17 protein-coding genes, 1 tRNA gene and 1 pseudogene are annotated in these 22847 nt (G+C 66.5%); 7 read left to right on the plus strand and 12 right to left on the minus strand.

What is annotated here, in order from left to right; translation table 11 throughout:
* The 3 genes and pseudogenes from G3N94_RS26185 to G3N94_RS43270 form a co-directional block, all read right to left on the minus strand.
* Positions 1–553: biotin/lipoyl-containing protein (locus tag G3N94_RS26185; RefSeq protein WP_346778733.1), on the minus strand; the 553-nt coding region annotated here is incomplete at its 3' end.
* A gap of 70 nt (positions 554–623) precedes the next feature.
* Positions 624–3320, minus strand: coding sequence for a pyruvate dehydrogenase (acetyl-transferring), homodimeric type (gene aceE / locus G3N94_RS26190; RefSeq protein WP_205795439.1), 2697 nt, complete (start codon positions 3318–3320; stop codon positions 624–626).
* Between the two features lie 136 nt (positions 3321–3456).
* Positions 3457–3674, minus strand: a pseudogene (locus tag G3N94_RS43270) (hypothetical protein); the annotation flags it as partial.
* On the opposite strand from G3N94_RS43270, the gene fixL reads away from it, so the two are divergent.
* The 4 genes from fixL to G3N94_RS26210 all read left to right on the plus strand — a co-directional run bounded on the left by fixL (position 3594) and on the right by G3N94_RS26210 (position 10209).
* Entirely contained in the window at positions 3594–6110 is a 2517-nt protein-coding gene (gene fixL, locus G3N94_RS26195; protein WP_205795440.1) for an oxygen sensor histidine kinase FixL, read from the plus strand. The pseudogene G3N94_RS43270 and the gene fixL overlap by 81 nt on opposite strands.
* Positions 6107–6745: an oxygen response regulator transcription factor FixJ gene (gene fixJ, locus G3N94_RS26200; RefSeq protein WP_006493245.1), complete on the plus strand. Its 639-nt coding sequence runs from the start codon at positions 6107–6109 to the stop codon at positions 6743–6745. Before fixL ends, fixJ begins: the two co-directional genes overlap by 4 nt.
* 271 nt (positions 6746–7016) lie before the next feature.
* Positions 7017–7874: a bifunctional methylenetetrahydrofolate dehydrogenase/methenyltetrahydrofolate cyclohydrolase FolD gene (gene folD, locus G3N94_RS26205; protein ID WP_205795441.1), complete on the plus strand. Its 858-nt coding sequence runs from the start codon at positions 7017–7019 to the stop codon at positions 7872–7874.
* Between the two features lie 238 nt (positions 7875–8112).
* Positions 8113–10209: a M3 family metallopeptidase gene (locus tag G3N94_RS26210; RefSeq protein WP_205795442.1), complete on the plus strand. Its 2097-nt coding sequence runs from the start codon at positions 8113–8115 to the stop codon at positions 10207–10209.
* Between the two features lie 140 nt (positions 10210–10349).
* Here the strand turns inward: G3N94_RS26210 and dinB are convergent, their stop codons facing one another.
* Positions 10350–11513 (minus strand): DNA polymerase IV, encoded by a 1164-nt coding sequence (gene dinB / locus G3N94_RS26215; RefSeq protein WP_205795443.1) that lies wholly within the window; start codon positions 11511–11513, stop codon positions 10350–10352.
* 145 nt (positions 11514–11658) lie between these two features.
* Between dinB and G3N94_RS26220 the strand changes: the two genes are divergently transcribed.
* Entirely contained in the window at positions 11659–12351 is a 693-nt protein-coding gene (locus G3N94_RS26220) for an aspartate/glutamate racemase family protein (RefSeq protein WP_205795444.1), read from the plus strand.
* A gap of 133 nt (positions 12352–12484) precedes the next feature.
* On the opposite strand, the gene G3N94_RS26225 is transcribed toward G3N94_RS26220, so the two are convergent.
* A tRNA-Met gene (locus G3N94_RS26225) sits at positions 12485–12561 on the minus strand.
* A 181-nt stretch (positions 12562–12742) separates the two neighbouring features.
* Between G3N94_RS26225 and xth the strand changes: the two genes are divergently transcribed.
* The gene (gene xth, locus G3N94_RS26230; RefSeq protein WP_205795445.1) at positions 12743–13519 is read left to right on the plus strand and encodes an exodeoxyribonuclease III; all 777 of its coding nucleotides are present in this window, start codon (positions 12743–12745) and stop codon (positions 13517–13519) included.
* Positions 13520–13564: 45 nt separating this feature from the next.
* Here the strand turns inward: xth and G3N94_RS26235 are convergent, their stop codons facing one another.
* The 5 genes from G3N94_RS26235 to G3N94_RS26255 form a co-directional block, all read right to left on the minus strand.
* The gene (locus G3N94_RS26235; protein WP_205795446.1) at positions 13565–15694 is read right to left on the minus strand and encodes a prolyl oligopeptidase family serine peptidase; all 2130 of its coding nucleotides are present in this window, start codon (positions 15692–15694) and stop codon (positions 13565–13567) included.
* An 89-nt stretch (positions 15695–15783) separates the two neighbouring features.
* Positions 15784–17292, minus strand: a complete 1509-nt coding sequence (gene ntrC / locus G3N94_RS26240; RefSeq protein WP_205795447.1) for a nitrogen regulation protein NR(I) — start codon at positions 17290–17292, stop codon at positions 15784–15786.
* Positions 17293–17330: 38 nt separating this feature from the next.
* Complete coding sequence (gene glnL, locus G3N94_RS26245) at positions 17331–18473, minus strand: nitrogen regulation protein NR(II) (protein WP_205795448.1); 1143 nt, start codon at positions 18471–18473, stop codon at positions 17331–17333.
* 175 nt (positions 18474–18648) lie between these two features.
* On the minus strand, positions 18649–20064 hold the full coding sequence (gene glnA, locus G3N94_RS26250) for a type I glutamate--ammonia ligase (RefSeq protein ID WP_205795449.1): 1416 nt from the start codon (positions 20062–20064) through the stop codon (positions 18649–18651).
* 251 nt (positions 20065–20315) lie between these two features.
* Positions 20316–20504 carry a hypothetical protein gene (locus G3N94_RS26255; protein WP_205795450.1) on the minus strand — a complete coding sequence of 63 codons (189 nt, stop codon included), beginning with the start codon at positions 20502–20504 and terminating at the stop codon, positions 20316–20318.
* A 14-nt stretch (positions 20505–20518) separates the two neighbouring features.
* Here G3N94_RS26255 and G3N94_RS26260 point away from each other — a divergent pair, with 14 nt between their 5' ends.
* Entirely contained in the window at positions 20519–20983 is a 465-nt protein-coding gene (locus G3N94_RS26260; RefSeq protein ID WP_205795451.1) for a rhodanese-like domain-containing protein, read from the plus strand.
* A 172-nt stretch (positions 20984–21155) separates the two neighbouring features.
* On the opposite strand, the gene G3N94_RS26265 is transcribed toward G3N94_RS26260, so the two are convergent.
* Entirely contained in the window at positions 21156–21971 is an 816-nt protein-coding gene (locus G3N94_RS26265; RefSeq protein WP_205795452.1) for a molybdopterin-binding protein, read from the minus strand.
* Entirely contained in the window at positions 21968–22795 is an 828-nt protein-coding gene (locus G3N94_RS26270; protein WP_205795453.1) for an EI24 domain-containing protein, read from the minus strand. Before G3N94_RS26270 ends, G3N94_RS26265 begins: the two co-directional genes overlap by 4 nt.
* Between the last annotated feature and the right edge of the window lie 52 nt (positions 22796–22847).

The raw sequence follows: 22847 nt of genomic DNA on the forward strand, positions 1-22847 counted from the left end.
CGATCAGCGTGCCTTCAGACACTGCGTCGCCAACCTTGACCTTGATTTCCTTCACGACGCCGGCGGCCGGGCTCGGCACGTCCATCGTCGCCTTGTCCGATTCGAGCGTGACGAGCGACTGTTCCTTCTCGACCGTGTCGCCAACCTTCACGCCGATCTCGATCACCGGCACGTCCTTGTAGTCGCCGATGTCCGGCACCTTCACTTCGAGCGTGCCGCCGCTTGCGGCCGGCGCTGCTGCCGGTGCCGCCACCGGTGCGGCTGCAGGCGCGACAACAGCAGGCGCGGCCGCGCCGTTCGGCTGTGCCGCGGCGCCGCCTTCGAGCAGGATGATCAGCGAGCCTTCCGACACCGCGTCGCCGACCTTCACCCTGATTTCCTTCACGACGCCGGCGGCCGGGCTCGGCACGTCCATCGTCGCCTTGTCCGATTCGAGCGTGACGAGCGACTGCTCGGGCTCGACCGTATCGCCCGCCTTCACGAGCACTTCGATGACGGGCACGTCCTTGTAATCGCCGATATCCGGCACCTTCACTTCGATCGCTTGACTCATCTTTTTGTGTCTCCAGAGCCGCGCGCGCTCCTCCCGGAAGCGGCGCGCGGCATCATACGGCGCGTGGGCGTTAAACCGTCATCGGGTTGGGTTTGGACGGATCGAGGTTGTACTTCGCGATCGCGTCGGCGACGACCTTGCGGTCGATCGTGCCCTCGTCCGCGAGCGCATTGAGCGCCGCGACCGTGACCCAGTAGCGGTCGACCTCGAAGAAGTGACGCAGCTTCGCGCGGGTGTCCGAGCGGCCGAAGCCGTCGGTGCCCAGCACGACGAAGCGGCGATCGATCTGGCCGCGGATCTGGTCGACCAGCGCGCGCACGTAGTCGGTCGATGCGATGACCGGGCCTTGCGTGTCCTTCAGGCACTTCTGCACGTGCGACAGGCGGCGTTCCTCGCTCGGATGGAGCAGGTTCCAGCGCTCGACTTGGTGGCCTTCACGCGCGAGCTCGGTAAAGCTCGGCACGCTCCACAGGTCGGCGGCGACGCCCCAGTCGTTCTTCAGCAGGTCGGCAGCGGCGATCACTTCGTTGAAGATCGTGCCCGCGCCGAGCAGCTGCACGCGCGGCGCCTTCTTGTCGGCGTCGGCCTTCTTGAACGCGTACATGCCCTTGATGATGTCGGCCGCCACGTGCTCGCCCTGCGGAATCGCCGGGTGCTCGTAGTTCTCGTTCATCACCGTGACGTAGTAGTACACGTCTTCCTGGTCCTGCACCATGCGGCGCAGGCCGTCCTGGATGATCACCGCGAGTTCGTAGCCGAACGTCGGGTCGTAGCTCACGCAGTTCGGCACCGAGGCCGCCCACAACAACGAGTGGCCGTCTTCGTGCTGCAGGCCTTCGCCGTTCAGCGTCGTGCGGCCCGCGGTACCGCCCAGCAGGAAGCCGCGCGAGCGCATGTCGCCCGCGGCCCATGCGAGGTCGCCGATCCGCTGGAAGCCGAACATCGAATAGAAGATGTAGAACGGCACCATGATCTCGCCGTGCGTCGAGTACGACGTCGCCGCCGCGATCCAGTCGCACATGCCGCCCGCTTCGTTGATGCCTTCCTGCAGGATCTGGCCAGTTTGCGACTCCTTGTAGAACATCAGCTGGTCGGAATCTTCCGGCACGTACTTCTGGCCTTCCTGGTTCCAGATGCCGATCTGGCGGAACAGGCCTTCCATGCCGAACGTGCGCGACTCGTCCGGGACGATCGGCACCACGCGCTTGCCGAGCGCCTTGTCCTTCAGCAGGATGTTCAGGATCCGCACGAACGCCATCGTCGTCGAGATCTCGCGGCCTTCGCCCGTGCCCTTCAGCAGCGGCTCGAACGCGTCGAGCGCCGGCACCGGCAGCGACGTCGCCTTCTCGCGACGGTGCGGCAGGTAGCCGCCGAGGTCCATGCGCTGCTTGCGCATGTACTCGAGCTCCTTCGAGCCTTCCTCGAACTTGAGGTACGGCACGTCGGCGATCTGATCGTCCGTGAGCGGCAGGCGGAACTGGTCGCGGAACTTCTTCAGTTGCTCGACCGGCAGCTTCTTCTGCTGGTGCGTGATGTTCATCGCCTGACCGGACTCGCCCATCCCGTAGCCCTTGATGGTCTTCGCGAGGATGACGGTCGGCGCGCCCTTCGTGTTGCTGGCTTCGTGGAACGCCGCGTAGATCTTGTGCGGATCGTGGCCGCCGCGGTTCAGCGCCCAGATGTCGTCATCGGACCAGTCGGCGACCAGCGCCTTCAGTTCCGGCGTGTTGAAGAAGTGCTCGCGGACGAACGCGCCCGATTCCGACTTGTACGTCTGGTACTCGCCGTCGACGACTTCCATCATGCGGCGCATCAGCGCGCCCGTTTTGTCGCGCGCGAACAGCGCATCCCAGCGGCTGCCCCAGATCACCTTGATCACGTTCCAGCCGGCACCGCGGAATTCCGATTCCAGTTCCTGGATGATCTTGCCGTTGCCGCGCACCGGGCCGTCGAGACGCTGCAGGTTGCAGTTGATCACGAACACGAGGTTGTCGAGCTTCTCGCGGCTCGCCATGCCGATCGCGCCGAGCGATTCCGGCTCGTCGGTCTCGCCATCGCCGAGGAACGCCCAGACCTTGCGGCCGGCCGTCTTCGCGATGCCGCGCGCTTCGATGTACTTCATGAAGCGTGCCTGGTAGATCGCCATGATCGGGCCGAGGCCCATCGACACGGTCGGGAACTGCCAGAAATCCGGCATCAGCCACGGGTGCGGATACGACGAAATGCCGTTGCCGTCGACTTCCTGGCGGAAGTTGTCGAGCTGCTCTTCCTTCAGGCGGCCGAGCAGGAACGCGCGCGAGTACACGCCCGGCGACGAGTGGCCCTGCACGAACACGAGATCGCCGCCGTGCTGGTCGGACGCCGCGTGCCAGAAGTGGTTGTAGCCGACGTCGTAGAGCGTCGCGGCCGATGCGAACGACGCGATGTGGCCGCCGACGTTGGTGTCCTTGCCGGCACGCAGCACCATGGCCAGTGCGTTCCAGCGCGTGTACGAGCGGATCTTGTGCTCGATTTCCTGGTCGCCCGGAATCTTCGCCTGGGCTTCGACCGGAATCGTGTTGATGTACGGGGTGTTCGCGGAGAACGGCAGATGCTCGCCGCGCGTGCGTGCGAATTCGATCTGCTTTTCGATCAGGTAATGCGCCCGGCCAGTGCCGACGGAGGAGATCACGCCGTCGAGCGACTCGAGCCATTCAACGGTTTCCTGCGGATCGTCGTCACGCTCGGCGGCAACATACTTCATCACTTCGTTAGGTACAGCGGACATTCTCGTCTCCTGGTCCGGAAATGTGAGGATCGCTCTTGATGCAGACGACGCGGCGCGGCCGGCTGCGGGCAAGCTCCAGCGGATTGTAATGAGCGCGTCGGGCCGCGCGCAACAAAATTTTCGAATTATGAGATCTTTTCTCGTAATGCGGAATATTGCTGCGCTGCACCCTTGTTTCGGGGCATTCAGGCGCGTCGCCGCGCGGTAAATCCGTTTCGGTTCAACATATCCGGTATAGGTTTTCCATCAATTGCGCTGCGCTACAATCCTGCCATGTTGACCGATCGGCTTTTCGCACGCTCGGCGCGACCGTCGGGCCCGCCGGCGGAGTCGCAGCCGTCCCGTTGGCACCACGGACCGTGGTGGTCCAATTCCTATTTGCTGACGCCGCTGCTGTCGATCCTCGTGTTCCTCGTGGTGATGAGCCTCATTCTGTGGAGCCTGAACCGCCGCGAGCAGCAACAGCAGGAAGACACGCTGTTCCGCAACGTCGCGTGGGCGCAGCAGCAGATCCGGCTGTCGATGACGGGCGCGCAGGAACAGCTGCAGGCGCTGTCGCGCGACCTCGCGTCCGGTCGCCTCGACCAGAACGCGTTCCAGATGGCGGTTGCGGACGTGATGCAGACGCATCCCGAGATCCTCTACCTGAACTGGTACACGGCCCCCGGCACGCAGCGCTGGCCGGCCGTGCATCCGCCGCTGCTCGGCCAGCGGCTCGCGAAGCCGAATGACGCGCAGATGCAGGACGCGGTGCGCGGCGCCTACGACGACGCGCGCAATTCGCGCCGCCAGGCCTACTCGCCGCTGATCTACGACGACTTCGGCAACGGCTACATCACGCTGCAGACGCCCGTGATGCGCGGCGACCGCGAATACCTCGGCTCGATCGCCGCCGTGTTCTCCGTCGAAGGCATCCTGAAGCACGACATCCCGGCCGAGCTGTCGTCGAAATACAAGATCTCGATCACCGACGCGAACAACCGCGAGCTGTCGTCCACATCGTCGCGCCCGCGCCTGCCGCGCGACTCCCACTACGACCTGCCGCTCGACCCGCCCGGCCAGGGGCTTACGGTGCGCGTGTACGCGTTCCCGCAGCTCACGAACCTCACCAACAATACGCTCGTCTGGCTCGTCGCGGGGCTGTCGTGTTTCGTGCTGTGGAGCCTCTGGAGCCTGTGGAAGCACACGCGCCAGCGCTTCGAGGCGCAGCAGGCGCTGTACGCGGAGGCGTTCTTCCGCCGCGCGATGGAGAACTCGGTGCTAATCGGCATGCGCGTGCTCGACATGCACGGCCGCATCACGCACGTGAACCCCGCGTTCTGCCGGATGACGGGCTGGGACGAGAGCGACCTCGTCGGCAAGGTTGCGCCGTTCCCGTACTGGCCGCGCGATTCGTACCCCGAGATGCAGCGCCAGCTCGACATGACGCTGCGCGGCAAGGCGCCGAGCTCCGGCTTCGAGCTGCGCGTGCGGCGCAAGAACGGCACGCTGTTCCATGCGCGCCTGTACGTGTCGCCGCTGATCGACAGCTCGGGCCGCCAGACCGGCTGGATGTCGTCGATGACCGACATCACCGAGCCGAAGCGCGCGCGCGAGGAACTCGCCGCCGCGCACGAACGCTTCACGACGGTGCTCGAAAGCCTCGACGCGGCGGTGTCCGTGCTCGCGGCCGACGAGGCCGAGCTGCTGTTTGCGAACCGCTATTACCGCCACCTGTTCGGGATCCGCCCGGACGGCCACCTCGAGCTGTCCGGCGGCGGCTTCGACCGCGCGCAGGCGTCGTCGGACTCGATCGACATGGTCGACACGTTCGCCGGCCTGCCGGCCGCCGCGCTGACGGGCAGCACCGCGGACGCGCAGGAGGTGTACGTCGAGAGCATCCAGAAGTGGTTCGAGGTGCGCCGCCAGTACATTCAGTGGGTCGACGGCCACCTCGCGCAGATGCAGATCGCGACCGACATCACGACCCGCAAGAAGGCGCAGGAGCTCGCGCACCAGCAGGAAGAGAAGCTGCAGTTCACGAGCCGATTGATGACGATGGGTGAAATGGCGTCGTCGATTGCGCACGAACTGAACCAGCCGCTCGCGGCGATCAACAACTACTGCTCGGGCACGCTCGCGATGGTCAAGAGCGGCCGCTCGACGCCCGAAACGCTGCAGCCCGCGCTCGAGAAGACCGCGCAGCAGGCGCTGCGCGCGGGGATGATCGTCAAGCGGATTCGCGAATTCGTGAAGCGCAGCGAGCCGAAGCGCCAGCCGGCGCGCGTCGCGGACATCGTCGCCGACGCGGTCGGACTCGCCGAAATCGAGGCCAGGAAGCGCAGGATCCGGATCGTCACGGAAATCCTCGCAAGAATGCCTATTATTTATGTCGACCCCGTGCTCATCGAGCAGGTACTCGTGAACCTGATGAAGAACGCTGCCGAAGCGATGGCGGACGTGAAGCCGGCATCGGCCGACGGCGTGATCCGCGTCATCGCCGACATCGAGGCGGGTTTCGTCGACATCCGCGTGATCGATCAGGGGCCGGGCGTCGACGAAGCGACCGCCGAGCGCCTGTTCGAGCCGTTCTACAGCACCAAGTCCGACGGCATGGGCATGGGGCTGAATATCTGCCGCTCGATCATCGAATCGCATCGCGGGCGTCTGTGGGTGGTGAACAACGTCGAGACGGATGGCCGCATCTCCGGCGCGACGTTCCACTGCAGCCTGCCCATTGGGGAACCCGCTGATCTCGGCCGAGGGGGGTCCGAGGCTTCGGCATCACATACCGTTACGGGAGAACTATGAATAGCCCTGTCACCACCACTCAGGAAACCGTCTTCGTCGTCGACGACGACGAGGCCGTACGGGACTCGCTGCGCTGGCTGCTGGAGGCGAACGGCTATCGCGTGCAATGTTTCTCGAGCGCCGAGCAGTTCCTCGATGCGTATCAGCCGGCGCAGCAGGCCGGCCAGATCGCATGCCTGATCCTCGACGTGCGGATGTCCGGGATGAGCGGCCTCGAGCTGCAGGAACGCCTGATCGCCGACAATGCCGCGCTGCCGATCATCTTCGTGACGGGCCACGGCGACGTGCCGATGGCCGTGTCGACGATGAAAAAGGGTGCGATGGACTTTATCGAGAAGCCGTTCGACGAGGCGGAACTGCGCAAGCTCGTCGAGCGGATGCTCGACAAGGCCCGAAGCGAAAGCAAGAGCGTCCAGGAACAGCGCGCCGCGAGCGAGCGCCTGTCGAAGCTGACCGCGCGCGAGCAGCAGGTGCTCGAGCGGATCATCGCCGGCCGCCTGAACAAGCAGATCGCCGACGATCTCGGCATCAGCATCAAGACGGTCGAGGCGCACCGCGCGAACATCATGGAAAAGCTCAACGTCAACACGGTGGCAGACCTGCTGCGCCTCGCGCTGTCGAAGAAGCAGGCGTAAGCTTCGTCGCGGCCCGGTGAGCCTGCCGGGCCCGCGCCCCGCCCTGCGCGACGCGGCCCTGCCGCAGGGCGGCGACTTCTCGTTCGAGCACGCAGATGTTCCGTGCTGCGACGATCCGGCCGCCGGTGACTGCTCTCCGGCGGCCCGCCGATGACGCTTCCCGCGCATTCGCTGTCGGACGATGGCAGGCGGACGGTATAATTCCGTGCTTTGCTGCGGCGCACCCGACGTGCCGCACGCCCGCATTCCAACTTCCGCAGAACCCACCACCATGACAGCCCTCCTCATCGACGGCAACGCCCTCTCGAAGACCCTGCGCGCCCAGGCCGCCGAACGCGCCGCCGCGCTGACCGCGCGTGGCCACCAGCCCGGCCTCGCGGTGATCCTCGTCGGCGAGAATCCGGCCAGCGAAGTCTACGTGCGCAACAAGATCAAGGCCTGCGAGGACAACGGCTTCTTCTCGCTGAAGGACCGCTACCCGGCGACGCTGTCCGAGGCGGACCTGCTCGCGCGCATCGACGAACTGAACCGCGATCCGAAGATCCACGGGATCCTCGTGCAGTTGCCGCTGCCGAAGCATATCGACAGCCACAAGGTGCTCGAGGCGATCGCCCCGGAGAAGGACGTCGACGGCTTCCACATCGCGAACGCGGGTGCGCTGATGACCGGCAAGCCGCTGTTCCGCCCGTGCACGCCGTATGGCGTGATGAAGATGTTCGAAGCACACGACATCCCGCTGCAAGGCGCGAACGCAGTCGTGATCGGCCGCTCGAACATCGTCGGCAAGCCGATGGCGATGCTGCTGCTCGAAGCGGGCGCAACCGTGACCATCTGCCATAGCAAGACGCGCGACCTCGCCGCGCACACGAGACAGGCCGACATCGTCGTCGCCGCGGTCGGCAAGCGCAACATCCTGACGGCCGACATGGTGAAGCCCGGCGCGACCGTGATCGACGTCGGCATGAACCGCGACGACGCCGGCAAGCTGTGCGGCGACGTCGACTTCGCAGGCGTGAAGGAAGTGGCCGGCCACATCACGCCGGTGCCGGGCGGCGTCGGCCCGATGACGATCACGATGCTGCTGATCAACACGATCGAAGCCGCCGAGCGCGCCGCCGCGGCCGCCTGATCGCTGGCTGATGCCAAATGCCGGCGCGCGCCCGCGCGCCGGCGCTTCTGCTGTCCCTCCGCCGTCTTTCCGCAGCGCGTCCGCCACGCATCCGGCTCCCCGTTCGACCCCACCCCAATCGCGCCGTTAGAAACTAACGATTGGAAAGCGCGCGTTGCGCCCCAATAATGTCGTTATCGGGCGCCGCCGCGCCCTACCCTCATCACCCCGGTTCGTCCGGCAACAGACAGGGAGTCCTATGTCCGCAAGCGCCAATACCAATCCGCTCCTCGATTTCTCCGACCTGCCCCGCTTCGGCGAGATCCGCCCGGAACACGTCACGCCCGCGCTCGACACGCTGCTCGACGATGCCAATCGCGCGGTCGACGCCGCGAGCGCGTCCGCGACGCCGGCGACCTGGGCGGACGTCGTCGAGACGGTCGAGCGCGCAACGGAGCCGCTCGGCCGCGCATGGGGCATCGTCGGCCACCTGAATGCGGTCGCCGACACGCCGGAACTGCGCGCCGCCTATGGCGAGAACCTGCCGCGCGTGACCGAATTCTGGTCGAGCGTCGGCCAGAACCTCGCGCTGTACGAGAAGTACAAGGCGATCGCCGCGAGCACCGAATACGCGACGCTGTCCGTCGAGCGCAAGAAGATCCTCGACAACGCGCTGCGCGACTTCCGCCTGTCGGGCGCCGAGCTTCCGGAAGACCAGAAGCCGCGCTTCGCCGAGTTGCAGGAACAGCAGGCCGCGCTGTCGAAGTCGTTCTCCGACCACGTGCTCGACGCGACCAACGCATACGCGTACTTTGCGAACGACGAAGCCGAACTGGCCGGCCTGCCCGGCGATGCGATCGAGGCCGCTCGCGAAGCCGCGCAGAAGGACGGCAAGGACGGCAAGGACGGCTGGAAATTCACACTGCACTTCCCGTCATATTTCCCGGTGCTGCAGTACGCCGACAACCGCGCGATGCGCGAGACACTGTATCGCGCATACTCGACGCGCGCATCCGAACTCGGCCCGCAATACGGCGGCGGCAATGCCGACTGGGACAACACGGCGATCGTCGCCGACGAACTGAAGCTGCGCCGTGAAGAAGCACAGATGCTCGGCTACCACAACTTCGCCGAAGTGTCGCTCGCGCCGAAGATGGCCGAATCGCCGCAACAGGTGGTCGCATTCCTCGAGGATCTCGCGACGCGCGCGCGTCCGCATGCGGACCAGGACTGGGACGAGCTGCGCGCCTTCGCCGCGAAGGAACTCGGCCTGACCGAACTCGCGCCGTGGGACATCGCATATGCGGCCGAGAAGCTGCGCGAGCAGCGCTATGCGTTCTCGGAAAACGAGGTCAAGCAGTACTTCCCGGAACCGGCCGTGCTGAAGGGCCTGTTCACCGTCACCGAAACGCTGTTCGGCGTGCAGATCAAATCGGACGACGCGCCCGTCTGGCACAAGGACGTGCGCTTCTTCCGCGTCGAGAACCGTGACGGTTCGCTCGTCGCGCAGTTCTATCTCGACCTGTACGCGCGCGAAGGCAAGCGCGGCGGCGCGTGGATGGACGATGCGCGCTCGCGCGCGAAGCGCGGCAGCGGCGTGCAGACGCCGGTCGCGTACCTGACCTGCAACTTCTCCGCGCCGGTCGGCGGCAAGCCCGCGTGCTTCACGCACGACGAGGTGATCACGCTGTTCCACGAGTTCGGCCACGGCCTGCATCACATGCTGACGCGCGTCGACGAGCTCGGCGTGTCGGGCATCAACGGCGTCGAATGGGATGCGGTCGAACTGCCGTCGCAGTTCATGGAGAACTTCTGCTGGGAGTGGGACGTACTGTCGTCGATGTCGTCGCACGTCGACACGGGCGCAACGCTGCCGCGCGCGCTGTTCGACAAGATGATCGCCGCGAAGAACTTCCAGAGCGGGCTCGGCACGCTGCGGCAGATCGTGTTCTCGATGTTCGACATGCTGCTGCACGTCGATTTCGATCCGGCGGGCGCGACGGGCGTGAACGCGTTCGCACGCGAGATCAACGAGCGCTACCACGTGATCCCGCAAGCGCCGTTCTCGCGCTGGCCGAACACGTTCAGCCACATCTTCGCGGGCGGCTACGCGGCCGGCTACTACAGCTACAAGTGGGCCGAAGTGCTGTCCGCGGATGCGTACGCGGCGTTCGAGGAAGCCGCCGCAGCCGGCGGCAGCGTGCTCGATGCGGCGACCGGCACGCGCTATCGCCGCGAGATCCTCGAGGTCGGCGGCAGCCGCCCGGCGATGGATTCGTTCAAGGCGTTCCGCGGCCGCGAACCGCAGATCGACGCGCTGCTGCGCCACAACGGGATGGCGGCGCCCGCTCACTGAGCGCCCTTTCCGCCCTTTCCGCTTCGCATCTCGATGACGACGGCGCCGCAATTTGCGGCGCCATTAACGAGATGAAGACGACATGATGGCCAGCCCGATCCCCACGCAGCGGACTACGCTGAGTGGGGATCGGGCTTTTTTCATAGTTCGGGCGGTTCGGGTTCGAACAGCGCGAACTGCCCGTGCCGCTCGGCAGTGTCTTCGTCGATGCGCACGCCGACACCAAGCAATCGCACGGGCTGCGCGCGCCGCATCAGGCCCTTCGCGAGCAGCGCGACGGCCGTTTCCGCGTTCGTCGCGTCGGCGACGCATTCGACCGTCGTGCGCTGGAAATCGGCGAAGCGGATCTTCACGTACAGCTTGCGGATCGACCGCGCGGCGCCCGCGCGCGCGATTCGTGCGTCGAGCTGGACGGTCAGCTTGCGGATTTCGGCCGCGCACTGGTCGAGCGTCGTCAGGTCGGTCACGTAGGTCGTCTCGACGCTGACCGACTTGCGCTCCTGGTCGGCCTGCACGCCCCGCTCGTCGATGCCGCGCGACAGCTCGTAGAGACGCCGCCCGAACGCGCCGAATTCGCGGTGCAGATCGATCAGCGACCAGTCGCGCAGTTGCGCGCAGGTCTGGATGCCGAGCCGGTCGAGACGCGCGGCCGTCACCTTGCCAACACCATGCAGCTTGCGCACCGGCAGCGCCGCGACGAACGCGTCGACTTCGTGCGGGCGCACGACGAACAGGCCGTCCGGCTTGTTCCAGTCCGATGCGATCTTCGCGATGAACTTGTTCGGCGCGACGCCCGCCGACACCGTGACGCCGACTGTCTCGAACACCCGCTGGCGGATCTCGCGCGCGATCAGCGTCGCGCTGCCCTGGCACCGTTCGGAGCGGCTGACGTCGAGGTACGCCTCGTCGAGCGACAGCGGTTCGACGTCGGGCGTGTAGTCGCGATAGATCGCCATGATCTGTCGCGACGCGGCGCGGTACTTGTCCATCGACGACGGCAGGATCAGCAGATCGGGACACTTGCGCATCGCGAGCGCCGACGACATCGCCGAATGCACGCCGTAGCGCCGCGCCTCGTAATTGCAGGTCGCGATCACGCCGCGCTGGTCGGGGCGGCCGCCGACCGCGAGCGGACGCCCGCGCAGCGACGGGTCGTCGCGCATTTCCACCGACGCGTAGAAGCAATCGCAATCGCAGTGGATGATCTTGCGCACGCGCGGCGGCGCGTCGCCCGGTGGTGGCGTGGTCGTATCGGCTGGCGGAATGGTGGTCGGGCTCACGGTGCCGATACTGTACAAAAACACAGTGCCGGTTTCAACTGCCCCGTGCTGCCATGCACGGCCGTGCTGACCGACTGTGCCGTACCGGCCCGCTTTGCGCGAAGCGTACCGCCGGGCGCGCGCTCGCGTGCCTATACTCGCGGCAATACGGTCAACGGGAAGATGGCGGATGAAGACGATCGGACTGATCGGCGGGATGAGCTGGGAATCGTCGGCGGAATACTACCGGATGCTGAACCGGTATTCGAAGGCGCTGCATGGCGGGCACCACAACGCGAAGAGCGTGATGGTGACGGTCGATTTCGCAGAGATCGAAGCGCTGCAGCGCGCGCACGACTGGCCCGAGCTCGGTGCGCACATGGCCACCGCCGCGCGGCAACTCGAAGCAGCGGGCGCGGAGCTGATCGTGCTGACGACCAACACGATGCATCGCGTGCACGACGCGATCGAGACAGCGGTCGCCGTGCCGTTCCTGCACATCGCGGACCCGACGGGCGAAGCGCTGCGCAATGCGGGCGTGGAACACGTCGGCCTGCTCGGCACGCGCTATACGATGGAGTTGCCGTTCTACGCGGAAAGGCTGCGCGAGAAGTTCGGGCTCGACGTGCTCGTGCCGGACGAGCGCGAGCGCGCCGACGTGCATCGGATCATTTACGACGAGCTGTGTCATGGCGTCGTCGATACGGAATCGCGCGCGACGTATGTGCGGATCATCGAGGGACTTGCGAAGCGCGGTGCGCAGGGCGTGATACTCGGCTGCACGGAAATCACGTTGCTGATCGGCGCGGAGGATTCGCCGTTGCCGGTGTTCGATACGACCGCGCTGCATGCGAAGGCGGCGGTGGAATGGGCGGCGGGTTGACGCGAACAGGCAGACCCACACATGCCCTCTCGCGCGTATCGGACGCGCAGAAAACAAAAAACCCGGCATTGAGCCGGGTTCTTGTTGGCGAGGTGCGCATCGGTCACTTGCGCTGCACATCGCCAGATGTGCTTGGTTGCGGGGGTAGGATTTGAACCTACGACCTTCGGGTTATGAGCCCGACGAGCTGCCAGACTGCTCCACCCCGCGTCAGAGAAATAAATTATAGGGTGTGTAGGTACCCACGTCAACACTTTTGTCATTTTTCTTTCTTGCTCGCACGCTAGCCGCATCACAGCGACGGCGTCGATGCATCGCATCGCACGCGACCGCACATCACGCTCGCGGTAAGATGGCGGCCTTCGAATACACGCCGCAACCGCACCCGTCCATGAAGATTGCCACCTGGAACGTCAACTCGCTCAACGTCCGCAAGCAGCACGTACTCGACTGGCTCGCGCAAAGCGGCACCGACGTGCTGTGCCTGCAGGAGCTGAAGCTGCCGGACGACAAATTCCCGCGCGCCGATCTCGAGGCCGCCGGCTATCGCTGCTGGTTCACGGGCCAGAAGACCTACAACGGCGTCGCGATCCTCGCGCGCGATACGCTGCCGTTCGACGAATCGGACGTGACCCGCAACATCCCCGGCTTCGACGATCCGCAGCAGCGCGTGGTCGCGGTGACGATCGGCGGCGCGCGCATCATCTCCGCGTATTTCCCGAACGGCCAGGCGCCCGACTCCGACAAGTTCGTGTACAAGCTGCAGTGGCTCGACGCGCTGAACGCGTGGCTGCGCAGCGAACTGCAGCGCTACCCGAAGCTCGCGCTGCTCGGCGACTACAACATCGCGCCGGATGACCGCGACGTGCACGATCCCGCGAAATGGGAAGGCCAGAATCTCGTGTCGCCGCAGGAACGCGCGCACTTCGCGGGCCTCGTCGAACTCGGGCTCGTCGACGCGTTCCGCCGCTTCGAGCAGCCCGAGAAGACCTTCACGTGGTGGGACTACCGGATGATGGCGTTCCGCCGCAACGCGGGGCTGCGCATCGACCACATCCTGCTGTCGGCGCCGCTCGCCGAAACCTGCACGTCGTGCGAAGTCGACCGCACGCCGCGCACGTGGGAACAGCCGTCCGACCATACGCCGGTCGTCGCGGTCGTCGGCTGAGCACGCTGACCGCGCGCGGTTAGTGGCGCGCGGTTAGACACGCAGTCAGCGACGCACGGGCGCAGGCCCGAGATGGGCCCACAGGAAACCGAATTCGGCCGCGTCGGATTCGGCACGCTCCAGATCGTCGGCGCTGCCGTGGCCGCCGTCGGTGTTCTCCCAGTACCACACCCGATCGTGACCGAGCGCGTGCATGCGCGCGGCCATCTTGCGCGCATGCGCGGGATGCACCCGATCGTCGCGCGTCGACGTCGTCAGTAGCAGCGGCGGATACGTGACGCCCTCGCGCACGCGGTGATACGGCGAATACGCGGCCAGCGCCGCGCCCTCGCGCGGGTCGTCGGGGTCGCCGTACTCGTCCAGCCATGCGGCGCCCGCGTGCAGCTTCGGATAGCGTCGCATGTCGAGCAGCGGCACCCGGCAGAGCACCGCACCGAACAGCTCTGGCCGCTGCACCATGCACGCGGCCACCAGCAACCCGCCGTTGCTGCCGCCCTCGATGCCGAGTTGCGCGGCCGTCGTCACGCCCGTTCCGATCAGATCCTCGGCCACCGCGATGAAGTCGTCGAACGAACGCTGCCGGTGTTCGCGTTGCGCGTCGACATGCCAGCGCGGCCCGAACTCGCCGCCGCCGCGGATATGTGCGAACGCCGCGACGCCGCCGCGCTCGAGCCACCCGATGCCGAGCGCGTCGCTGTAGCCGGGCAGGTTCGGTAACGCGAAGCCCCCGTAACCGGACAGCAGGCACGGCCGCGCGACGCGTGCGGCGCCGTCGGGCACATCGCCGTCGAGTACATTGCCGTCGAGCACTTCACGCGGCCCGATCAGCGTGTACGGCACCACCGTGCCGTCGCGCGAGCGCGCGCTCGCGCGGCGCACGACGAGCCCGGCCGCGTCGAACTGCACCGGCGGCCGGTCGAGCAGCACGCGGCGCGACGCAGCATCGGTCGCACGATCGGCAAGATCGGCCAGCCAGCATTCGGGCGGATCGAGATAGGTGTCGACGTCCACGTAAACGTCGTCGTTCAGCGTCGACTCGACGGGCTCGACGTCGATCTGCGCGTCGCCCGGCCAGTCGAACGGCCGCGCGTCCCAGGTCCACGCGCCGTCGGCCGCCTGGCGCGGCTGCCACAGCATCGTGCGGTTGTGCACGTCGTCGAGCCAGCTCGCGATCAGCGTATGGCGCGTATGCGTCCACGTGCACGCGGACGTCGACGGCCCCGGTTCGAACAGTGTCGTGAAGTCGCGCGAGCCGGCCAGAAACGCGTGCTCGCGGATCGCGAGCAGCGAGCCGCCCGCGTGGCGCACGCCGCCGCAGTCCCAGTCGAGCCGCGGCTCCAGCACGAGCCAGCCCTCCCAGAAGCCGATCTCGACGTGCGTGGGCGCGTCGTAGCGCGCCCACTCGCCCGCCTCCGTCAGCCGGTACGCATGCGCATCGAAGAAATCGACGCTGCGCCACGCGACGTGGCGGCCGTCGATCGGATCGAACCACGCGCCCGCGCTGATGTCGTCGGGCTCGCCGCGAAACACGACGGGCGCGTCGGCGAGCGGCGTGCCGCGCACCCAGCGCCGCACGTCGTACGGATAGCCGGCCGCGGTCGAATGCGCTTCGCCGCGATCCCAGCTCACGTAGACAGTATCGCGATCGATCCAGCCGATCGTGTGATGGCCCGGCGCGTCGATCGTGAAACCCGCGTCGACGAAGCGGCGCTGCACGAGATCGAACTCGCGCACGACCACCGCATCGGCGCCACCCGGCGACAGCGACAGCAGCGCGCGATCGCCGTCCGGATACAGGATCGCATCCTGCTCGAACACCCACGACTCGCCCTCTTGCGCGCCGAGCGCGTCGACGTCGAGCAGCGTTTCCCACGCTGGCCGGCCCGCGCGCCAGTCGTCCCAGCGCGCGCGGCGCCACAGTCCCTTCGGATGCAGGTCGTCCTGCCACAGGTCGTACGCCCAGTCGCGCCAGCGGGTCGGAATCACCGGGCGCTCGCGCGGCAAATAGGCCTGTGCGAGGCGCGCCACGAGCGCGCGATACGCGTCGTCGTCGCGCAGCGCGACGCGCGTGCGCGCATTCTGCTCGTCGACCCACGCGCGGGCGCGCGCACTGTCGAGCGCTTCGAGAAAACGGAACGGATCGGCCCCGGCGGGCCAGCGGAAGGAATCGGACATGGCGGATCGGCGCAATGGCAAACTGCGGTCAAACCGCGATTATGTCCGATCGCGGCATGCGCGGCGCGCGCGCATGCCGCACTGCGTGCTCACGGCTCCAGATGCAGTTCCTGGATCTTGCGCGTGATCGTGTTGCGGCCGATGCCGAGCCGCTCCGCCGCCTCGACCTTGCGGCCGCGCGTGAAATCGAGCGCCTCGCGGATTACCGCGGCCTCGAAGCGGCGCGCGAGCTCGTCCATCACGTCCGCCGAGTTCTCGCGCAGCAAACGCGCGACTTCGGTGCGCAACCCGTGCTCCCACATCGGATAGCCGGCCGGGCCGCTGCCTGGCGTGGCCGCAACGGGTGCGCCGACTGCCCCGACCGCGGCCGGCGGCGGCACCGCCGGCTCGCCGCCCGCCGCATGCGCATCGGCGCTGTCGCCGGTAGCCGCGACCGCCGCGCCGGACGGCACGAGATCGGGCGGCAGGTCCTTGACCTCGACCGTCTGCGCGGGCGCCATCACGGTCAGCCAGTTCGCGAGGTTCTCGAGCTGCCGCACGTTGCCGGGAAACTGCAGCGAGCTCAGGTACGCGAGCGCTTCGTCCGACACGCGCTTCGGCTCGACGCCGAGATCGCGCGCGCTCTTCTGCAGGAAGTGGCGCGTGAGCAGCGCAATGTCTTCGCTGCGCTCGCGCAGCGGCGGCAGGCGCAGCCGGATCACGTTCAGCCGGTGATACAGGTCCTCGCGGAACAGCCCCTGCCGCACGCGCGATTCGAGGTTCTGGTGCGTCGCGGCAATCACGCGCACGTTCGCGCGCAGCGGGCTGTGGCCGCCGACGCGATAGAACTGGCCGTCCGACAGCACGCGCAACAGCCGCGTCTGCAGATCGAACGGCATGTCGCCGATTTCGTCGAGGAACAGCGTGCCGTTCTCGGCCTGCTCGAAGCGGCCCTGGCGGGTCGTCTGCGCGCCGGTGAACGCGCCGCGCTCGTGGCCGAACAGTTCGGACTCCAGCAGGTCCTTCGGGATCGCCGCGGTGTTCAGCGCGATGAACGGCCCGTTCGCACGCGGGCTGTGACGGTGCAGCGCGCGCGCGACGAGTTCCTTGCCGGTGCCCGATTCGCCGGTGATCAGCACGGTCGCGGCCGAATGCGACAGGCGGCCGATCGCGCGGAACATGTCCTGCATCGCGGGCGCCTGACCGAGCATCTCGGGCGCTTCGGCGACGCGGTCGTCCTGCGGCGCGCCGCTGCGCAGGCTCTCCTCCACCGCACGGCGGATCAGCTCGACCGCCTTGTCGACGTCGAACGGCTTCGCGAGATATTCGAACGCGCCGCCCTGGAACGCCGCGACGGCGCTGTCGAGATCGGAGAACGCGGTCATGATGATCACGGGCAGGCCCGGCATCCGCTCGTGCATCGCCTGCAGCAGCTCGAGGCCCGAGCCGCCCGGCATCCGGATGTCGGACACGAGCACCTGCGGCGTCTCGTGATCGAGTGCGCTGAGCGCATCGCGCACGTTCGAGAAGCTCTTCGTCGCGAAGCTGTCGCGGGCGAGCGCTTTTTCAAGCACCCAGCGGATCGATTGGTCGTCGTCTACTATCCAGATCGGCTTCATAGGTCGGTCAGATATCGTGGTGTATCGCGAGTCGCCGCTCAATGGTCGAGCGGCAGCAGAATCTGAAATTCGGTGCGGCCGGGCCGGCTTTCGACCTCGATCATCCCGTCGTGCTGCTGCACGAACGTCTGCGCGAGCGTGAGGCCGAGGCCGCTGCCGTCCTCGCGCCCGGACACGAGCGGATAGAAGATCCGGTCGCGGATCTCTTCCGGAATGCCGGGCCCGTTGTCGATCACGTGCAAGTCCAGTGCCAGCTTGTACAGGCGCTTCGCGATCGTGATCTTGCGCGCGACCCGCGTGCGCAACTCGATGCGCGCATCGCCCTGCGCGATCCGCTCGCGCAGCGCCTGCGCCGCGTTGCGCACGATGTTCAGCAGCGCCTGGATCAGCTGCTCCTTGTCACCGCGCAGGTCGGGCACGCTGACGTCGTAGTCGCGCTCGATCGACAGCCCGCGCGGAAACTCCGCGAGCATCACCGCGCGCACGCGCTCGCACACTTCATGGATGTTCACGTCGCCGACGATGTGCGGATGCCGGTGCGGCTCCAGCAACCGGTCGACGAGCGTCTGCAGGCGATCGGACTCCTTGATGATCACCTGCGTGTATTCGCGCAGCTCGCCGCGCTCGCGCTCGCCGAGTTCGAATTCGAGCAACTGCGCGGCGCCGCGGATCCCGCCGAGCGGGTTCTTGATTTCGTGCGCGAGATTGCGGATCAACTGCTTGTTGACCGCGGTCAGGTCGTGGATCCGCTCCTCGCGGTCGGTGCGCGACTGGCGCTCGTTCTCGAACAGTTCGACGAGCACGAAGTCGTGCGCGCTCTCGAGAAAACCGACGATCGCATGCACATGCAGCGGCTCGCGGCCCGGCCGGTCGAGCACCGTGTCGAGATGCGTCGCATGAAAGCGCTCTTCGCCGATCGCGGTGATCGTCGACGCGAGCTCGTTCGCGTTCGGGAAGATCTCGCCCCACGGCCGCTGCGCGAGCTGCCGGCGCGAGATGTCGAGCATCGCCTCCGCGGACGGATTCGCGAACGCGATCTTCAGCGTCTTGCGGTCGAGCACCAGCACGACCGTCGGCAACGCCTCGAGCCCCGCGAGCAGCCCCGAGCGCGCGAGCCGGTCGTCGTCCGTCAGACGCTCCGGCTGCCCCGTTCTCGCCTTGATCAGATTCTTCAGAACCATCTTGCGTCTAGTCGCGCCCAGAATGTGGCAAAAGTGAAAATTCCGCGGAACAAAAAAGGGACGGCTGGGTGCCGTCCCCTTTTCAGACTCCGTTGCTTGCGCCGGGAGTTGCGCGGCGCAAGCGTACCGGCGTGGCGGCGCTTCGCCCGCTGTAGCGTCGAAGCGCCATCGCCGCTTACAGCGAGTAGTACATCTCGAACTCGATCGGATGCGTCGTCATGCGGAACTTCGCCAGTTCCTGCTCCTTCAGCGCGAGGTACGCATCGAGCATGCCGTCCGTGAACACGCCACCGCGCGTCAGGAACTCGCGATCCTTGTCGAGTGCGTCGAGTGCCTGGTCGAGGCCCGCGCAGACGGTCGGAATCTTTGCATCCTCTTCCGGCGGCAGGTCGTACAGGTTCTTGTCGGCTGCTTCGCCCGGATGGATCTTGTTCTGGATCCCGTCGAGACCGGCCATCATCAGCGCCGTGAAGCACAGGTACGGGTTCGCCATCGGGTCCGGGAAGCGCGTTTCGATACGGCGGCCCTTCGGGTTCGACACGTGCGGAATGCGGATCGATGCCGAACGGTTGCGCGCCGAGTAAGCGAGCTTGACCGGTGCCTCGAAGTGCGGAACCAGACGCTTGTACGAGTTCGTCGTCGGGTTCGTGATCGCGTTCAGCGCACGGGCGTGCTTGATGATGCCGCCGATGTAGAACAGCGCCAGTTCCGACAGGCCCGCATAGCCGTTACCCGCGAACAGGTTCTGGCCGTCCTTCCAGATCGACTGGTGGACGTGCATGCCCGAACCGTTGTCGCCAACGACCGGCTTCGGCATGAACGTTGCCGTCTTGCCGTACGAGTGCGCGACGTTGTGGATGATGTACTTCGACCATTGCGTCCAGTCGGCGCGCTCGACGAGCGTCGAGAACTTCGTGCCGATTTCGTTCTGGCCCTGGCCCGCCACTTCGTGGTGGTGCACTTCGACCGGGATGCCGAGCTGTTCGAGCAGCAGGCACATTTCCGAACGCATGTCCTGGAACGTGTCGACCGGTGCGACCGGGAAGTAGCCGCCCTTCGTGCCCGGACGGTGGCCCGTGTTGCCGCCTTCGAATTCCTTGCCCGACGACCACGGTGCTTCTTCCGAGTTGATCTTCACGAAGCAGCCCGACATGTCCGTGTTCCACTGGACCGAGTCGAAAATGAAGAATTCCGGCTCCGGACCGAAGTACGCGGTGTCGCCGATGCCCGTGCTCTTCAGGTACGCTTCGCCGCGCTTCGCGAGCGAACGCGGATCGCGCTCGTAGCCCTTGCCGTCGGCCGGCTCGACCACGTCGCAGGTCAGCACGAGGGTCGACTCTTCATAGAACGGGTCGACGAACGCCGCGTTCGGGTCCGGCATGAGCAGCATGTCCGACGCTTCGATACCCTTCCAGCCCGCAATCGACGAGCCGTCGAACGCATGGCCGCTTTCGAACTTGTCTTCGTCAAATGCCGAAACCGGCACCGACACGTGCTGTTCCTTGCCGCGCGTGTCCGTGAAGCGGAAATCGACAAACTTGACGTCCTCGTCCTTCACGAGCTGCATGACGTCGGCGACGGTTTTACTCATAACCTCTTCTCCTGATTGAACAATACCGGCGGACTGGGACCGCCTCGTTTATCGAGCTGCTCGGGGCCAGGCTTTCGCGCAGCGTGCCCCGATTGGACCGAATCCTATAAAGCAGCTTCCGTGCCATGCATGCGCCGGATTGGCGCGAATCGCGCCGAGGCTCGCCGCGACAGGGCTTCGCCGCGCGATTTCGGGGCTTCGCACGCAACCGCCGCTCCGACGCACGCACCCCGATGGTGCAATCCACGTTGTCAGGCAATCGGAAGGAATCGTTTTGGTGCATTCGCCTCATTCTGCACCTTTTTGGTGAGCGCGTGTGCGGTGCGCGAGCCACGCTGCGCACGGACATCGGGCGGCAGGCGGCGCGCTAGAATGGTCGTTTGATCGATCACTTTGCATGAGATCAGCGTAAGCGCCGAAGCGCCGAACCTGGTCGACACGGAGACCTCCTGCCATGAGTACGCTCGAACAACTTTATGCCAAGGCCAACGAACGCGGCGCGCAAGGCTCGCTCAACTACGCCGGCGCGCTGCTGCCGGCCGAGGCATTCGAACTGCTGCAGCTCGACCCGTCGGCGCGTCTCGTCGACGTGCGCACCCGCGCCGAACTCGACTGGGTCGGCCGCCCGCTCGTCGGCGACGGCCAGTACCTGCATCTCGAATGGACCCGCTACCCCGGCGGCGTGCCGAACGCCGAATTCGTCGCCCAGTTGACGGCGGCGCTCGAACCCGGCACGCCCGTGCTGTTCCTGTGCCGCAGCGCCGCGCGCTCGAAACTCGCGGCGGTCGCCGCCGCGCAGGCCGGCTTCACGAAAGCGTTCGACCTGCTCGAAGGCTTCGAGGGCACCAAGGATGCCGAAGGCCACCGCAAGACCGTCGACGGCTGGTGCTTCCGGAAACTGCCGTGGATCGGTGCTTGACGGCACCCGCGCGCCACACCCGGGGCTTGCGCCATCGTCGAGCCGGGCGATGACATGCCGATGACGGGCCGCACACCGGAACGGCGGCGGCCCGTTGCTTCTGGAAGTACCGGCTTTTGGAAATACCCGCGTCGGGAAATGCCGGCTTTTGGAATGCCGAACGGCGCGGCGCTCAGCCGCGCGGCGCGTCGGGCTCGACGATGTCGCCGCCGAGCAGGTGAACGCCCTCGCGCAGCTTCACGAACGCGGCCGCGACCGCTTCCGGCTCGCCCTTCACGCCGAGATCGATGTGGCGGCGCGCATAGATCCCGCCCCGCTCCGCATCGCCGACGCTCGGCAGGCTGAACACTCGCACGCCGGGGAAGTCGTGCTCGATCTTCTCCATCAGCGGCGTGAGCGTCGATTCCGGCAATTCGAACACGTACAGCGACCGCTCCGCATGCGGCGTCGCGTGATGCAGGTGCGCATACTTCGTGTCGAGCACCCATTCGATCATCGGCCAGGCCATCACCGGGAAGCCCGGCACGAAATGGAGGTCGCCGACCGAGAAGCCCGGAATCCGGTTGTAGCCGTTCGGGATGATCGTCGCGCCACGCGGAAACACGCCCATGTTGAAGCGATGCTGGTTCTCGGGCGACTCGAAGTCGACCGGCGTCTCCGGATCGGTATGGGTCTCGCGGATGCGCTCCTCGATCAGCCGCTTCGCTTCCTGGTGCAGCTCGAGCGGCACACCGAGCGCCGCGGCCGCGCATTGCCGCGTGTGATCGTCCGGCGTCGCGCCGATCCCGCCCGTCGAGAACACGATGTCGCCCGATGCGCGCGCGCGTGCGAGCGTCGCGGTGATGCGCGCCGGATCGTCGCCGACATACTCGGCCCAGTCGAGCGCGAGGCCGCGCGCGCCGAGCAGCTCGATGACCTTCGCCAGATGCTTGTCCTGCCGGCGACCCGAAAGGATTTCGTCGCCGATGATGATGATGCCGATACTCATGCCTGCCCCATGTCGATTGTGGTGGCGCGCGGTGTCGCGCGCAGGTCCTCGAGCGCGCGCAGGCAGTAATGGCCGAACCACAGCGCCGAAAACACCAGAATGAATGCGTAAACCCAGATCATCGCCGCCGCGACGAACGGAAACAGCACCATCATCCAGACCGACGACACCCAGATGAAGGTCGGCACCGTGCCGAGAAATCCGGTCGCGATGCCGATGCCGATCAGCGGCCAGCGGTGCTGCTGCACGAGCGCGCGGCGTTCGTCGCGGCTCGCGTGCTCCGCAAGCGCATCGTAGGTCATCACGCGATACGTGATCCAGCCGCCGATCACCGGCGGCAGCAGCGCGAAGAACGGCGGGATCAGCCACAGCGGCAGCGTGACGACGAGCAGCACGACGCCGGCGAACGCCGTCCCCAGCGCGTTGAGCACGCTGCCGAAGAACGTGCCGCCGCGCTTCATCTCGAGCTCGGCGAAGCGGCGGCTCGACAGGTGCTTGACGACGACCGGCATCGAGATCGACGCGATCAGCAGCAGCACCGTCAGCACGATCAACGGAACCGCGAGCGACACGACGACGAACGGCGCGACCACCGCATGCAGCTGCGACATGCCGATCACGTCGAACACCCGGTACAGCGCCGCCGTCAGCGCGAAGCTGTCGAGCGCGCCGCGCGCGGCGTCGATGAGCGTCTGCCACGCAAACCACAGCAGCACGCCCCAGAACAACGCGGACACGACGAACGGCATCAGGGTGAGCCACAGCATGCGCGGGTGCAGTGCGCTCGCGAATGCGCGGACGAAGGAACGCAGCAAGTCGTTCATGCAGACCTGTTTCAACGGAGAAAAACGGGGAAAGGATAAACCACGCGGCCCG

The organism is Burkholderia sp. Ac-20353 (assembly GCF_017104785.1).
Lineage (GTDB): Bacteria > Pseudomonadota > Gammaproteobacteria > Burkholderiales > Burkholderiaceae > Burkholderia.

Bases quoted from the DNA above. Each gene is read 5' to 3' on its own strand.
- G3N94_RS26210 (WP_205795442.1), top strand. From the start codon at position 8,113: ATGTCCGCAAGCGCCAATACCAATCCGCTCCTCGATTTCTCCGACCTG.
- folD (WP_205795441.1), top strand. From the start codon at position 7,017: ATGACAGCCCTCCTCATCGACGGCAACGCCCTCTCGAAGACCCTGCGC.
- G3N94_RS26235 (WP_205795446.1), bottom strand. From the start codon at position 15,694: ATGTCCGATTCCTTCCGCTGGCCCGCCGGGGCCGATCCGTTCCGTTTT.
- G3N94_RS26260 (WP_205795451.1), top strand. From the start codon at position 20,519: ATGAGTACGCTCGAACAACTTTATGCCAAGGCCAACGAACGCGGCGCG.
- G3N94_RS26220 (WP_205795444.1), top strand. From the start codon at position 11,659: ATGAAGACGATCGGACTGATCGGCGGGATGAGCTGGGAATCGTCGGCG.
- glnL (WP_205795448.1), bottom strand. From the start codon at position 18,473: ATGGTTCTGAAGAATCTGATCAAGGCGAGAACGGGGCAGCCGGAGCGT.
- fixJ (WP_006493245.1), top strand. From the start codon at position 6,107: ATGAATAGCCCTGTCACCACCACTCAGGAAACCGTCTTCGTCGTCGAC.
- glnA (WP_205795449.1), bottom strand. From the start codon at position 20,064: ATGAGTAAAACCGTCGCCGACGTCATGCAGCTCGTGAAGGACGAGGAC.
- G3N94_RS26270 (WP_205795453.1), bottom strand. From the start codon at position 22,795: ATGAACGACTTGCTGCGTTCCTTCGTCCGCGCATTCGCGAGCGCACTG.
- ntrC (WP_205795447.1), bottom strand. From the start codon at position 17,292: ATGAAGCCGATCTGGATAGTAGACGACGACCAATCGATCCGCTGGGTG.
- aceE (WP_205795439.1), bottom strand. From the start codon at position 3,320: ATGTCCGCTGTACCTAACGAAGTGATGAAGTATGTTGCCGCCGAGCGT.
- fixL (WP_205795440.1), top strand. From the start codon at position 3,594: ATGTTGACCGATCGGCTTTTCGCACGCTCGGCGCGACCGTCGGGCCCG.
- G3N94_RS26265 (WP_205795452.1), bottom strand. From the start codon at position 21,971: ATGAGTATCGGCATCATCATCATCGGCGACGAAATCCTTTCGGGTCGC.
- xth (WP_205795445.1), top strand. From the start codon at position 12,743: ATGAAGATTGCCACCTGGAACGTCAACTCGCTCAACGTCCGCAAGCAG.